General features: G+C 66.5%; 13 protein-coding genes. 4 read left to right on the top strand and 9 right to left on the bottom strand.

Annotation, left to right across the window (positions count from 1 at the left end; genetic code table 11):
- Positions 1-68 precede the first annotated feature (68 nt).
- Complete coding sequence (locus tag QX124_RS12770; RefSeq protein WP_315797333.1) at positions 69-782, top strand: hypothetical protein; 714 nt, start codon at positions 69-71, stop codon at positions 780-782.
- An 11-nt stretch (positions 783-793) separates the two neighbouring features.
- Here the strand turns inward: QX124_RS12770 and QX124_RS12765 are convergent, their stop codons facing one another.
- Positions 794-1,654, bottom strand: a complete 861-nt coding sequence (locus tag QX124_RS12765) for a DMT family transporter (protein ID WP_315753878.1) — start codon at positions 1,652-1,654, stop codon at positions 794-796.
- Between the two features lie 155 nt (positions 1,655-1,809).
- On the opposite strand from QX124_RS12765, the gene QX124_RS12760 reads away from it, so the two are divergent.
- The gene (locus tag QX124_RS12760; RefSeq protein WP_315797332.1) at positions 1,810-3,216 is read left to right on the top strand and encodes a PLP-dependent aminotransferase family protein; all 1,407 of its coding nucleotides are present in this window, start codon (positions 1,810-1,812) and stop codon (positions 3,214-3,216) included.
- Positions 3,217-3,219: 3 nt separating this feature from the next.
- Here QX124_RS12760 and QX124_RS12755 read toward each other — a convergent pair whose 3' ends face one another.
- The 7 genes from QX124_RS12755 to QX124_RS12725 all read right to left on the bottom strand — a co-directional run bounded on the left by QX124_RS12755 (position 3,220) and on the right by QX124_RS12725 (position 9,768).
- Positions 3,220-3,549 carry a hypothetical protein gene (locus tag QX124_RS12755; RefSeq protein WP_315797331.1) on the bottom strand — a complete coding sequence of 110 codons (330 nt, stop codon included), beginning with the start codon at positions 3,547-3,549 and terminating at the stop codon, positions 3,220-3,222.
- Between the two features lie 107 nt (positions 3,550-3,656).
- Positions 3,657-5,309 (bottom strand): PAS-domain containing protein, encoded by a 1,653-nt coding sequence (locus QX124_RS12750; RefSeq protein ID WP_315797330.1) that lies wholly within the window; start codon positions 5,307-5,309, stop codon positions 3,657-3,659.
- 159 nt (positions 5,310-5,468) lie between these two features.
- Positions 5,469-6,065, bottom strand: coding sequence for an AprI/Inh family metalloprotease inhibitor (locus tag QX124_RS12745; RefSeq protein WP_315774075.1), 597 nt, complete (start codon positions 6,063-6,065; stop codon positions 5,469-5,471).
- A 92-nt stretch (positions 6,066-6,157) separates the two neighbouring features.
- Positions 6,158-7,141 carry a 2-hydroxyacid dehydrogenase gene (locus QX124_RS12740; RefSeq protein ID WP_315753887.1) on the bottom strand — a complete coding sequence of 328 codons (984 nt, stop codon included), beginning with the start codon at positions 7,139-7,141 and terminating at the stop codon, positions 6,158-6,160.
- Positions 7,141-7,869 (bottom strand): ABC transporter permease, encoded by a 729-nt coding sequence (locus tag QX124_RS12735; RefSeq protein WP_409997693.1) that lies wholly within the window; start codon positions 7,867-7,869, stop codon positions 7,141-7,143. Before QX124_RS12735 ends, QX124_RS12740 begins: the two co-directional genes overlap by 1 nt.
- A gap of 83 nt (positions 7,870-7,952) precedes the next feature.
- Positions 7,953-8,753, bottom strand: coding sequence for an ABC transporter ATP-binding protein (locus QX124_RS12730; RefSeq protein WP_315774063.1), 801 nt, complete (start codon positions 8,751-8,753; stop codon positions 7,953-7,955).
- Positions 8,754-8,778: 25 nt separating this feature from the next.
- Complete coding sequence (locus tag QX124_RS12725) at positions 8,779-9,768, bottom strand: ABC transporter substrate-binding protein (protein ID WP_315774065.1); 990 nt, start codon at positions 9,766-9,768, stop codon at positions 8,779-8,781.
- 129 nt (positions 9,769-9,897) lie between these two features.
- Between QX124_RS12725 and QX124_RS12720 the strand changes: the two genes are divergently transcribed.
- A complete protein-coding gene (locus tag QX124_RS12720) occupies positions 9,898-10,728 on the top strand; it encodes a creatininase family protein (RefSeq protein WP_315774066.1) in 831 nt (276 codons plus the stop codon).
- A gap of 229 nt (positions 10,729-10,957) precedes the next feature.
- The gene (locus QX124_RS12715) at positions 10,958-11,233 is read left to right on the top strand and encodes a hypothetical protein (protein ID WP_315774068.1); all 276 of its coding nucleotides are present in this window, start codon (positions 10,958-10,960) and stop codon (positions 11,231-11,233) included.
- Between the two features lie 178 nt (positions 11,234-11,411).
- Here the strand turns inward: QX124_RS12715 and QX124_RS12710 are convergent, their stop codons facing one another.
- On the bottom strand, positions 11,412-13,472 hold the full coding sequence (locus QX124_RS12710) for a carbohydrate porin (RefSeq protein ID WP_315774069.1): 2,061 nt from the start codon (positions 13,470-13,472) through the stop codon (positions 11,412-11,414).
- Positions 13,473-13,879 lie beyond the last annotated feature (407 nt).

The raw sequence follows: 13,879 nt of genomic DNA, 5'->3' as shown, positions 1-13,879 counted from the left end.
CGGGGCGCGTTGAACCGGTCGTCTTCCCACGTCGGCTAATGCTGGCGAAGCGTGGAGAGGAATGACGGATGCGCGCGGCCTTCATCGGACTGATCCTCGGCGTCCTGACCGTCACGGCGGCGGCTGCCTACGACGCCAACGATCCCGCCAATTGCAATGGCATCGGCTGGGACGATGCGCGGCCACTCGTCGTCGCCAAAGTGAGCGGCCAGCCGCGCGTGAATTTCGTCAAGAGCCCCTATGACGATGACTTCAAGGCCGCAGGCTGTCCCGCCGCGACCGAGGCCTGCCGGAAGAAGGCGTACCTCGTCGGCGACGACCTCGTGCTGGTCGGCAGGACCCACGGCGATTTCGTCTGCGTCAGCTACCAGGCGCCGCGTGCGAGGGCCCAGATCTGGACCACCGGCTGGCTGCCGCGCGCAGCCCTCACCCCCGTCGCGCCGATGGCCGCGCCGGCAATGTCCGACTGGGCCGGAAGCTGGGAGCATCCGGGAGGGGGACTGACGATCAAGAAAGCGGCCGGCAACCGGCTCAGGATCGAAGGCGATCAGGTGCTGCCGGCCGGTCGCGAGTTGCGCAACGGATCGCTCGGCGCGACGGCAGAGCCCAAGGGCGGCCTCATCGCCTTCGTCGACGACGGCAGCACGCCGTTCGATCGGCCGAATGCCGGCGACGAGTGCCGCGTGCGTCTGCAGCGCATCGGCGCGCTTTTGCTGGTCGAGGACAACAATGATTGCGGCGGTGCCGGCGTCAGCTTCACCGGACTCTACCACCGCAAATAGCCGCTGACGGCTTACGCCCAACGGCGCGCCATCGCCACACAGACGACGACGATTCCGGCTGCGGCGATCATCGTGGCCGACACCGGCTCATGCAGCAGCAGGCTCGCGAAACCGAGGCCGAGGAAGGGCTGCAGCAATTGCAGCTGGCCCACCGTCGCAGTGCCGCCGCGCGCGAGCCCGCGGTACCAGAAGGCGAAGCCGATGAACATGCTGAAGACGGAGACATAGGCGAGGCCTAGCCACGCCGCGGCCGTGATGTCATGTGACGCGCCGGGTAGCGTCAGCACCGCCATCGACAGCATCAGCGGTGCGGACAACAGCAGCGCCCACGAGATCACCTGCCAGCCGCCGAGCCGGCGCGTGAGCATGGCGCCCTCGGCATAGCCCAGGCCGCAGACGATGATCGCGGCGATCATCGCGAGATCGCCGATCGGCGCCGCGACGCCGTCCTGCGACAGGGCGAAGCCCGAGACCGCCGCAGCGCCAAGGGCTGCGAACAGCCAGAACAACGGCCGCGGCCGCTCGCCGCCGCGCAGCACGCCGAACAAGGCGGTCGACAACGGCAGCAGACCGACGAACACGATCGCATGGGCCGAGGTGATGTGCTGGAGCGCGAGCGCCGTGAGCAGCGGAAAGCCGATGACCACACCGAGCGATACGATCCCGAGCGACACCAGATCACGCCGGCCGGGCAGCGGCTGCCGCAACAGCAAAAGACAAAGCGCAGCCAGCACGGCCGCGAGCGTCGCGCGTGCGCCCGTCAGGAACAGCGGCGCAAATCCCTCCAGCGCCGCCCGCGTGGCCGGCAGCGAGCCGCTGAAGATCGTCATGCCGACGATGCCGCTCCCCCAACCTTCGATCGATCCCTTCATGCACGGCTCCTCCTCGCAGATCCCATAGCCGGATCGGGCTTGTTGCGGCAGTCACAGACCGATACAATCTCGACATTCTGTACTGATGCAGGAGGCAATACACTTTGGAATCAAGGACGCTCGCGTCCCGCCGAGACGGCACGCGGACCACCGCCGTGGTCGATGCGATCCGGCAGCGTCTGGCGACGCGCGCGCTCGACGTCGGCCAGCGCCTGCCGTCGATCCGCGCCTTCGCCGCGGCGATGGGCGTCTCGCCGGCCACCGTCGTCGAGGCCTATGACCGGCTCGCCGCCGAGGGGGTCATCCGGGCCCGGCGCGGCTCCGGCTTCTATGTCGCCGACACGGCGCTGCCGCCGCTGGCCCTCGCCGACCGCGAGCCGCGCTGGCCGCGCGCGGTCGATCCGTTCTGGGTGTCGCGGCAGTCGCTCGACGCCGGGCCGGGAACGCTGACGCCCGGCTGCGGCTGGCTGCCGGCCGAGTGGATGCCGCAGGACGCGCTGCGGCGCGCGGTCCGCACGCTGGCGCGCGGCGGCGGCCCAGTGCTGAGCGACTACGGCGCGGCGCGAGGATCGGCGGCGCTACGACGGCTGCTGCAGGGCCGCCTTGCCGGCCTCGGCATCGACGCGTTCAGCGAGCAGTTGGTGCTGACCTCGTCCGGCACGCAGGCGATCGACCTGATCTGCCGCATGCTGCTGCGTCCCGGCGACGCCGTGCTCGTCGACGATCCCTGCTACTTCAATTTCCTTGCGTTGCTGCGCGCGCATCAGGCACGGATCGTCAGCGTGCCGATGACGCCGGGCGGACCCGACGTCACGCGGTTCGAGGCGATGCTCGCAGCCGAGCACCCGCGGCTCTACATCACCAATTCCGGCCTGCACAATCCGACCGGCGCGACCCTGTCGCTGCAGACCGCGCACCGGCTGCTCAACGCCGCCGCCGCGCACGACACGATCATCATCGAGGACGACATCTACGGCGATTTCGAACCCGAACCATCGCCGCGGCTCGCCGCGCTCGACGGGCTCGCGCGGGTGATCCTGGTCGGCAGCTTCTCCAAGACGCTGTCGGCCTCGGTGCGCTGCGGCTACATCGCCGCGCGCGCCGACTGGATCGAGCCGCTGATCGACCTGCAGATCGCGACCGGCTTCGGCGGCCCCGGACAGTTCGCCGCGGAGACACTGACCCAGGTGCTGACCAGCGGCAGCTACCGCAAGCACATCGAGGAGCTGCGCGCTCGGCTTGCGCGGGCGCGGCCGCGCGTGGCTGCACGGCTGCAGCGCATCGGCATCGCGCCCTGGCTGATGCCGCGCGGCGGCTTTCATCTGTGGTGCAGGTTGCCGGACGGCTGCACGGCGATCGAGGTGGCCCAGGCCGCGCTCGAGGAACATGTGGTGCTCGCGCCCGGCGACGTCTTCAGCGCGGCGCAATCCGCCGCCACGATGATGCGCTTCAACGTCGCGCATTGCGAGGATCCGCGCGTCATTCACGCGCTGGAGCGCGCGACAAAGCCACCGGCCGCGCGTTCGTCGCGCCGCCAAGCGGTCAATTCAGCCGACCGGTAAGACTTAGTAGCAGTAGCGCGGGTGTGCGCGGACCCATGACCCGTCGCCGCGTTGCAAATAGCAGCCATTGCGATAGGAATAATAGCCGCCACGACGGCGCTCGCCATCGGCCGCGATTGCAGCTCCGGTGCCGGCCCCGATCACGGCGCCGATCGCAGCGCCCCGGCCGCCGCCGATCGCGCCGCCCAGGATCGCTCCGCCGGCGCCGCCCAGGATCGCTCCGCCGAGCACGTCCTGCGCAGCAGCCTGATACACCGGCGCGACGACGGCGAGCGTGAGCAGCGCCGCAGCGCCAAGGCGGGTAGCAAAGGGAATCCCCAGACGTCGGATCATGAACAGGCCTCCGTTCCGGGCACGCTAGTCCGCCCGGCGTGGCCGTTCTTGATGCAGATCAAGGCGACGTCAAGGCAGGGCAATCCAAGGCGTTGCCACGTGACGCATCATGCCGCCACGCGCTGATCCTGCGTGCGGTCCTCGATGATGCTCAGCAGATATTTCGGCTCGCCCTCGCCGATCGAGACCGGCAGCCGGCGCACGACGATGTCGCGCGGACCATTTCCGGGTGTGAGGATGCTATGGGCTCGCGGCTCATCGTCGCCGCGCCCTGCGAGCTGTTCGCGGGCGGCTTCCTCGAGGATCGCGCCGGTCGGCGCGGAGAACAGTTCGCCCGGCGTGCGGCCGATGATGTCGGTGCGAGGCACGCCGAACAGACGCTCGGCGGCGCGATTGACGAACATGTAGCGCAGCGACTGCGCATCCTTGGCCAGCACCGCCTGCGGGATGTTCTCCAGCAATGCGGCGAGGAAATATTCGGCGCGCGCGAGCTTGCGCTCGGCACGGCGCTGCGCGGTGAAATCCTCATGCGTCGCGATCCAGCCGCCGCCGTCCATCGGACGCTCCGAGATGCGGATGATGCGGCCGTCGGCGAGCTCGACCTCGACGATCTCGGCCCTTCGCTCCTTCATGCGCTCCCGTAGCGCGGCGAGGAACTCCGACGGCTTCTCACGCAGCAGGCCGAGCTTGGCGCGGTGCGCGAGGATCTCGCGCACATGCGCACCGGGCTTCGCAACCGAGGCAGGAACGCCGTAGAGCTTGCGGTACTGCTCGTTGACCATCAGCACGTAGCCGAAGCTGTCGAGCATGATCAGGCCCTGGGCCATGTTGGCGACCGCGGCATCCAGACGCTGCTGGTTGCTGAGCGCGCCCTGCTCCAGCCGCTCGTGCTCGCGCAGGATGTCGGCGTGCTGGCGCTCGATCTCGACCTCGTGCTGCTCGAGCTCCTGAATCCGGAAGGCGCCGTTCTGGAAAGTCTCCACCGCATGCGCGACCCGTCCGATCTCGTCATGGCGCCGCGCATGGGGAATCTTGAGCTTGATGCGGCCGGCGGCGATGCGGTCGGTGACGCGGGCGATATCCAGCAGCGGCATCAGCACGCCCCAGCGCAGCGCCAGCGCCGCGGCCGCGATCAGCACGATGATCACCGCCCCGAGCGCGCCCAGATAGAACGCGGCCATGCCGCGCGCGTCGGCCGCCTCGCCGAGCTCGCGGGTGCGGTCGGCATAGAGCCGCGACAATTTCTCGAGGTCCTCGTTGAGCGCGGTGCGCACCGCGCGATTCTCGTCATTGTCGCCGAGCTCGCGCGCCGCCGACGATCCGACCGAGATCGTCTGCCGCGCCATCTCGGTGCGGAATGCGACGAACTGATCGATCCGCTTCCTGAACGGGGCGAACAGCGCGGCGTCGTCATCTGTGACCCGGCTTTCCCATTCGTCGACCACCTTGCTCAGCTGCGCAATCTTCGCAAGCTGCGAGTCGGCGTAGCGCCGCGCGACGGTGCGGTCCAACGACATGTAGATGCCGCGCGATTCCATCACGACCGCGTAGATCAGCGCGTTGGTGCGCTCGATGTTGCGGGCTGCAATGGAAAGCGCTTCGAGCCGGTCGTAGAACAGGCGCTGCTCGCGCAGCGCCGACAGCGCGCCCAGTGTCGACAGCATCACCAGGACGGCGAACGTGGCCGCAGCCGCAGAGATCTTGTCGTTGAGGCTGAACGACGGCAGCGACCTGTTGAACCGGCGCAACAACTCACGCATGACGGGCCCCCTCGATGGAATGCAACCATCAGACGCAAGATGCGTAAACAACAAGTTCCAATTGGTGGAACAGGCGCGTAACCGACCGTTAACCAAATCCGATGCCGGAAGAGGCTTGCCCGCCGCGCGGCAAGGCCGCTCAACGGCGCGCGTCTCGTCCTACTGCCTGAGCATGATCAGCGGATTGGCGCTGTCCGGCACCAGCCGCCACTGCGCATTGTCGTCCGCCTCGAACCGCCATGTCTCGCCGCGATCCGACATCAGCATCATCTGGCCGTGCTCGAGCCGCCACTGGCTCGGTGCGAACGCTGCGATGGCGGCGTCGCATTTCGGCTTCACGAACACCTGGAAATTGTCGTGACCGGCGTCGTTGTTGGTCAGCACCAGGCTGCAGATCGTGGCGCCGTTGCCGCGGACCATGGCCCAATCGCCGATCATCTGGTCCATCGATTTGGCCAGCGACCGCGCCGCCGCGAGGTTCTGCAGGATGTAGACGCCTTCGCCCTGGCGCAGTCCCTCGAAGATGCCGGCCTCGACCTCGGTGAAGTCGATCACCGCCTCGCCATTGGCGGCCTGGAGACTGACGATGTCGAGGCCCTTCACGTTCCAGCCGGCGATGTCCTTGGTGAAGGGCAGCGCGGCGGCGCAGCCCGGCTCCAGCTCGAGCTTCTGCCCACGCGGCGCCGCGTCCGGCTTCAAGGTCACGACGCAGGTCTTGCTGCGCTCAGTGGTCGCAAGCTCCCACTGCCCGATCATCGCTTTCTTCAGGCCGGCGGCGTCCTGCGCAACGGCAGGGACGCCCGCCACTGACGACAGCAGCGCGATCAGCATTGGGAGCGAACGTTTCATCAGCGGCCTTTCACCGGCGTTTCCGGAACGGGCGTCAGCGGCGGCTTGCCGGCAAACCAGACCTTGAGATTGTCGACCACCAGCTGATCCATCGCGTTGCGGGTTACGATGGCAGCCGAGCCGATGTGTGGCAGCAGCACGACATTGTCCATCGCCTTGAGCTCGTCGGGCACCGCCGGCTCCTTCTCGAACACGTCGAGGCCGGCCGCGAGAATCGCGCCGGATTTCAGTGCCTCGACCAAAGCCTGCTCGTCGATCACCGAGCCGCGGGCGACGTTGACGACGACGCCGCGCGGTCCGAGCGCCTTCAGCACCTCGGCATTGACGATCCTGTTGGTGCCGGCGCCGCCGGGTACGATCACGATGAGCGTGTCGACGTCCTTCGCCATCGCGAGCAGGTCGGGATAGTGCTTGTTGGCGACACCGGCCGCCGGATTGCGCGAGTGATAGACGACGGGGACCAGCGAGGCTTCGAGCCGGCGCGCGATCGCCTGGCCGATGCGGCCCATGCCGACCATGCCGACAGTGCGGTCGCGCAGCGAGCCGACGCTGAGCGGATAGGGCTTCGACGTCCACTCGCCGGAGCGCACGAAGCGGTCGGCCTTGATGAACTCGCGGCAGGTGGCGATCAACAGGCCCATCGCGACGTCGGCGACCTCCTCGGTCAGGACATCGGGCGTGTTGGTGACGATGATGCCGTGCTGACCGGCATGGGCGGCCGCGATATGATCATAGCCGACACCGAAGCTTGCGATCATCTCCAGCTTCGGCAGCATCGCCATCACGGCGGCATCGGTCTTCACGGTGTGGAAGGTCACCGCGACGCCGCGGATCCGCCCTTTCACGTCCGCTGGCAGCGCTTCGAGATCGGCCTGTGTCGTCGCATGGTGCACAGTGAAGCTGTCCGGGAAACCCTTTTCCAGGATCGGCCGCAGCGGCCCATAGATCAGAACATCGATCTTGTCAGACGAAGTGGCCGCCATCAGTTGTCCTTTCCAAGAGCACTTTCGTGCCAGCGCCGCAAAACGAGGTGCGAAACTAGCGCCAGCAAGCCATAGATGACAATCCCGGCGACCGACAGCAGCACCAGCGCGGCGAACATGCGGGGTATGTTGAGACGATAGCCGGATTCTGCGATGCGATAGGCGAGGCCTGATCCCGCGCCGGCGCTGCCGGCGGCGATCTCGGCGACGACGGCGCCGATCAGCGACAGGCCGCCGGCGATGCGCAGACCGCCGAGAATATAGGGCAGAGCGGCGGGCAATTTCAGATGGCGCAAGGTCTGCCAGCGCGAGGCGCCGTAGAGCTGGAACAGGCCAGCGAGATTGCGATCGACCGAGTTGAGCCCGAGCGCGGTGTTGGACAGCACGGGGAAGAAGCCGACGATCCAGGCGCACACGACCACCGCGGTCTGCTGCGGCAGATAGATCAGGAGCAGCGGCGCGACCGCGATCACGGGCGTCACCTGCAGCACCACGGCATAGGGAAACAACGCCCATTCCAGCCATCTCGACTGGTTGAACAGCAGCGCCAGCGCGATGCCGCCGAGGGCGGCGGCGATGAAGCCTTCGAGCGTCGTGATCAGTGTCGTCAGCAGCGACTGCGCCAGAATGTCCCAGTCGGCAACCAAGGTCTTCAGGATGAGCAGCGGCCCCGGCAGCACATAAGGCTGGATGCCGTTGACGCGCACCACCAACTCCCACGCCGTCATCGCTGCGACGAAAACCAAGGCCGGAAAGGCGAGGCTCGCCAGCCGCGCTGCCGCGACAAACGTTCTCTGCTCTCGTACGCCGCTCACAGCGCATGCACCCCGGTGTAGGCCGGCGCCAACGCGTCCGAGACGCGGCGGCAATATGCGGCGTAGTCCGGCGAGGCGCGGAACGCATCATCGCGCGCGTCGACGTCGATCCGGATCTCGGCGCTGAGCCGGCCGGGCCGCGCCGTCATCACCAGCACGCGCTGCGACAGGTAGACCGACTCGAACACCGAATGGGTGACGAACAGGACGGTCATGTTCAGGCTGCGCCACAGCGCCAGCAGGTCGTTGTTGAGGCGGAAGCGCGTGATCTCGTCGAGGGCCGCGAACGGCTCGTCCATCAGCAGGATGTCGGGCCGTGTCACCAGCGCTCGCGCCAGCGAGGCGCGCATCTTCATGCCGCCGGACAATTCGCGCGGGAATGCATCGGCAAAATCCGACAGGCCGACCTGCGCCAAGGCGGCATCGATCCGCGGCCGTGCCTCCGTGGCCGGGACATGCGCAAGCTTCAACGGCAAGCCGACATTGTCGCGCAGGCTGGTCCAGGGCATCAAGGTCGGCTCCTGGAACACGAAGCCGATGCGATGGCCCGGATGCGTCTCGGACGCGAACGCCGCGACGTCGACCATACCGCCGCTCGGGCTCGCAAGCCCGGCGATCAGCCGCAGCGCCGTCGACTTGCCGCAGCCGGAGGGGCCGAGCAGCGAGACGAACTCGCCTTTGGAAATCGTCAGGTCGATCGGCCCCAGCGCGGCGACGCCGGACTCGTACACCTTGGTGACGCCGCGCAGGCGTACCGCGGTCGCAACGGCGCGCTCGGACGAAGGGGGTGAACTCATGTGCTGAAAGCGCCGCTCAAGCGTCCTACTTCTTCGGCCGGAGATCGATGCCGACCCCCTTGTTGACGAAACGCAGCGTATAGGACTTGCGATAGTCGATCGTCGACTTGACCACGCCGGCCCGCACCATCTTGTCGAAGAAGCTGGCGATGCGCTCCTCCGTCATGGCGCCGATGCCCTTCTCCACGCTGTCGCCGGAATCGACGATGCCGTACTCCTTCATCTTGGCGACCGAATAGGCCAGCAGGTCGTCGGTCATCTCCGGGTTCATCTTCTTGATCAGCGCATTGCCGGCAGAATTGTCGCCGTAGATGTAATTGTACCAGCCGACGATCGAGGCATCGACGAAACGCTGCACCAGGTCCGGCTTGCTCTCGATCAGGTCGCGCCGCGTCTCGATCAGGGTCGAATAGGTGTTGAAGCCGTTGTCTGCGAGCAGGATCACGCCGGGCTTGAAGCCGGCGGCGCGCTCGACCGCGAACGGCTCTGATGTCACGTAGCCCTGCATCGCGCTCTGCGCGGTGGCGATGAACGGCTGCGGATTGAACGTGTAGGGACGCACGTTCTTCTCCGAGAAGCCGTATTCGGACTTCAGCCACTGATAGTAGCTGGAGATGCCTTCCTTGGAGACGAACAGGGTCAGCGGCTTCAGCTCTTCGAGCTTGGTGATCCTGGACTCCGGATGCGTCAGGAACACCTGCGGATCCTTCTGGAACATCGCGGCGATCGACACCACCGGCACGTTGTTGGCCACCGCGTCGAACGACATCAGCGTGTTCGCGGCCATGAAAAAATCGATCTTGCCGGAGATCAGCAGCATGCGGTTGTTCTCGTTCGGACCGCCCGGCACGATCGTCACGTCCAGACCGTAGCGCTTGTAGGTGCCGTCGGCGACCGCCTGGAAGAAGCCGCCATGCTCGGCCTCGGCGACCCAGTTGGTGCCGAACGAGACCTTGTCCAGGGTCTGGGCCTGGGCCGCCGGGACCAGCGCACCCGCGACGAGCAAAGCCGCCATTAACGTTCGCGACAGAAGCCCCTGCGTCATGATTGGATTCCCCGGTTAGTCTCGCCCAAGATGCCGTTCGAAGTGCTATGGTCGGGCGATAAGTACCCTGCCCGAGGCACGAAAGAAACAGCCAGCACGATGACCACCCCGCCCCGCGACTGGACCGAGCTGCACTGGCCCTTGATCGGAACGTCCGAGGCGGCGCGCTGGATCGCAGTGCTGCCGCTCGCGGCCACCGAGCAGCACGGACCGCATCTGCCGCTCGGCACAGATGTTTACATTGCGGAAGCCTATCTCGCCCGCGTGCGCGCGCTGCTGCCGCCGGCACTGCCGGTCACCTTCCTGCCGGTGCAGCCGGTCGGCATTTCCACCGAGCATATCGATTATCCGGGCACGCTGACCTTGCCGACCGAGACCGCGCTGCGGAGCTGGCGAGCGCTCGGCGACAGCGTGGCCCGCGCGGGAATCAGGAAGCTCGTGATCGTCACCAGCCATGGCGGCAACAGCGCCGCGATGACCCTGGTCGCGCAGGACCTGCGCGCCGCCTTTCGGATGCTGGTGGTGACGACATCGTGGTCGCGCTTCGGCGCGCCCGACGGCCTGTTTTCTTCCGACGAGCTGCGGCACGGCATCCATGGCGGCGCCGTCGAGACCTCGATCATGCAGGCCTGTCATCCGGAGCTGGTGCGTGGCGACGCCATCGCTGCCTTCGCGTCATCTGGCGCTGAGATCGAGAAGAACAATCGCGTGCTCTCGACGCAGCGGCCGGCGCCGATGGCCTGGCAGACGCAGGACCTGAATGCGAGCGGTGCGGTCGGCGATGCCACGCAGGCGTCGGCGGAGAAGGGCGAGCGCGTGCTCGACCACGGCGCGCGGGCGTTCTGTGCGCTGCTCGAGGATATCGATAACTTCGACGTGAACGGGCTCGGCGGCGGCCCGCTGGCGAGCCGTTGGATTGGGCCCAACTAGAGCATGATCCGGAAAAGTGGAAACCGGTTTTCCGGAAAGATCATGCTCAAACAAAGAGATGAGATCATGATGCGATTCCGTGGAATCGCATCATGATCTAACTGGATTTTCAAACGAATCTCTGAACCGCCCCGGCCTTGTTCGGGCGATTCGAACCGCTTTCGAGAAGCCTCCGTCCAATTTGACAGACGGCCAGCACCGGCCGCCCAACGGAAAACAGGAGCCTTCCATGTCCATCAAGACCAAGCTTGCCGCCCTGACCCTCGCCGCCCTGACCGTGACCGGCGGCGTCGCCGCGACCTCCACGCCTGCCGAGGCCCATGGCTTCCATCACGGCTGGGGCTGGGGCGTCGGAGCCGGCCTCGTCGGCGCCGCTGTCGTCGGCAGCGCCATCGCCGCCAGCAACGACGGCTATTACTACGGCGGTTATCGGTACTGCCACTGGGTGCCCCAGTACGACGCGTTCGGACGTTACGTCGGCCGGGTCAGAGCCTGCGGCTATTGATGGCGCGACGGTCACCTTGCCCAACCGAATCCACCAGGGCTCGCCACGTCGGCTCGTGAACGCGCTGCAGCACCGGTCCCGCGTCTGATACGGGTGTCCCCATCAGCTCAGACCCGTGTCCCAACCCGCCCGGCTATCCCCCCCCCGGGCGGATTGTCGGGGTGGCAGGTCGTTCGACTCAGAACTGCGCGTGCAGCCGCGACCCGATGATCGAGACCGGCCCGCGATCGCGGCTGTAGGCCGGGTTGACGATGAACTGATAGTCAAACGTCAACTGCCAATTGAACACCGGCAGCGAGTAATACGCTTCGAGGATCTTCTCGGCCCCGGGGTGCGGCAGCTGCCCATCACCAATCAGCGCCGTATAGCCGCCCGCGGCCAAATAGGCCTGATGCGCCGGCGAGATCTGATTGACCACCCCTGCGAGGCCGAACGTGTCGTCCGGCCGTCCCCAGAATCTGCCTGACACCGAGGTGCCGGCGGCAAAGGTCGTGTCAACGTCGGTGAACGCGTAGGCCTCCAGCTTCCCGGGCGTGTAGCCGGCGCGCGCGAACACGCCGAGCCCCGGCAGGATCTGCTGCTCCCAATTGGCGGAGATGCCGGGCTTGCTCTTGTAGGTCCGGACCGCCGCGAGATCCGGAGCGGCTCCAGTCTGCGCCGCCAGGGTCACCGCATCCTGGAAATTGCCGAGGCGGGCCCGCGTCAGATAGCCGGTGACCAGGATCTTGCCCGGCTGCCCCCAAAGCTCGTAGCGGCGTTCGAGTTCGCCGACCATCTGGAATTGGCCGAGCTTGGCATCGAGATCGGTGCTGTTTGGGACGGCCGGACCATCGAAGATACCGGCGCGGACCGTCCACGGGCCGGTGTACCACTCGGCCGCTGCGCCATAGGTGAACGCCCAGGCATCCGCGGCATAGTCGAACGTGCCGGTATTGACCAAGGTCCAGTTCAGGAAGTCGGCACGCGGGTCGTGGGCGTATTTGTTCTGGTCGAAGATATCGACGACGCCGAACTTGCCGACGGTGAAGACGAGACGATCGGATGTCTGTGATCCCGCGAACTGGTTGATGCCGGCCTCGACCTTCTGGCTCTCGCCGCCGAGATCGATGGTCTGGCGCAGGAAGGCGCGCGGAATGCGGGCATAGGGATAGCTTGAGCCGACCTTGTAGGCCTCAGCACTCGGGAAGCCGGCGACGCCGAACGTGCCGCTCAGGCCAAAGCCCTGGTCGATTTCGGGGTTGATCCAGATCTCGGCGCCGTCCCAGGGGCGGAAACCGACGTACAGGTCGAGGTCAAAGGTTTCGCGGCCGATATTGGGATCCAGGCTGTTCCGGCCGGCATAGGGGGCACGGAACGGAAAGTCGTACTGCGTCGTGATCGTGGTCTGGCCATGCACGGCGAAATTGTCGAGCTCGGGTGGCACGATGCCCTTGCCGAGCAGGTCCTTCTTGGCCGGATCCGTGCCCAGCTGGTAGTTGAGCCCGAGTTGCAGCCTTTGGATCGACAAATCGGAGTCGTAGAGCTGGCCGGCCGCGGTGAAGCGTTTCCGATGATGCCCGAACTCGGAGTCCAGGAATTCGAGCTTGGCGCTCCAGGCCGGCGCGATCGGCACTTCCACCCCGAGACCGGCGACCCAGCCGAGCCGCCAGGTCAGCGCCATATCGACGTCGCCCACCGCCGCATTGCCGGCCGTGCCCGCGAGCTGAGTCCGCTCCAGACGGTCGTAGCTCCAGGCGAGGCCGCCGGTCGCGTAGACCAGCCATGGATTGAAGTCGTAACCGATACGCCCGCGCAGCGTACCCGTCCCCAGCACCGTATCGCGATAGGCCGCCTGGCCAGTTGCCGGGGAGGTCGGGGCCCGCACGCCGGCGAGCGTGTTCGGAGCCGAGAAGTCCCCCTCCACGCCGAGCAGGAGGCGCGGCGACAGCATCCGGTTGTAGCCGGCCTGCAGGCCGAACAGATAGCTGCCGGTCCCCTTGAAGGCATCATAGGAGTTAAACAGGCCGGTCGATCCCGAGAGCATCGGGACGCCGGCGCCGGCCTCGAGGGCGGTCCAGCCGGACTTGCCTGCGGCGTAGCCGAGGTGCCCGCCGATATAGAATCCGTTCCAGTCAGGGGCCGCCGAATTGTCATACGACTGCGGCCGCGAATTTACCGACCCGAGATCGGCCGCTGTCGCGGTTTTGGACAAAGTGAGCAGGAGACCGAGCGTCGCCCGAGCCAGGAGCCGGTGGTCCATCTTGTTCAATTCACGTGAGAATTACGATCAGTGCCGTTCTGACATCATCTCGTAACGGATTTGCAACACGCGGGTCTCCCACCATGCGGCAGTTCCGTCTTCGAATCGCTCGTCAGCTCGATTGCCTTGCGACGTCATGTCACAAGCGAGCTCGATCGCGAAGGGCCGACACCCGTTCCCACAGCCGATAGGGCCATCGAAAATCACCGCTTCCGCGCGCGAGCCGTGACGTGTGACTTCAAAGTCATTGTAAGTAACTTGCAATATTCGCTAGGGTCCGCATCACCAGCGCCTCTGTTCACTCCTGCTCTTGCGGTCCATACGCTTGCCGACGGTTACGCCAATACGATCCGGACGATCGCGCGTCCGAAGCTGGACCGGGCTTGCCGCCGTCGTCGTCCTCGGCT

The sequence above is a fragment of the Bradyrhizobium sp. SZCCHNRI3043 genome (genome assembly GCF_032377735.1).
Classification (GTDB): Bacteria; Pseudomonadota; Alphaproteobacteria; order Rhizobiales; family Xanthobacteraceae; genus Bradyrhizobium.
This window is presented reverse-complemented; position numbering and strand designations above follow the sequence as displayed.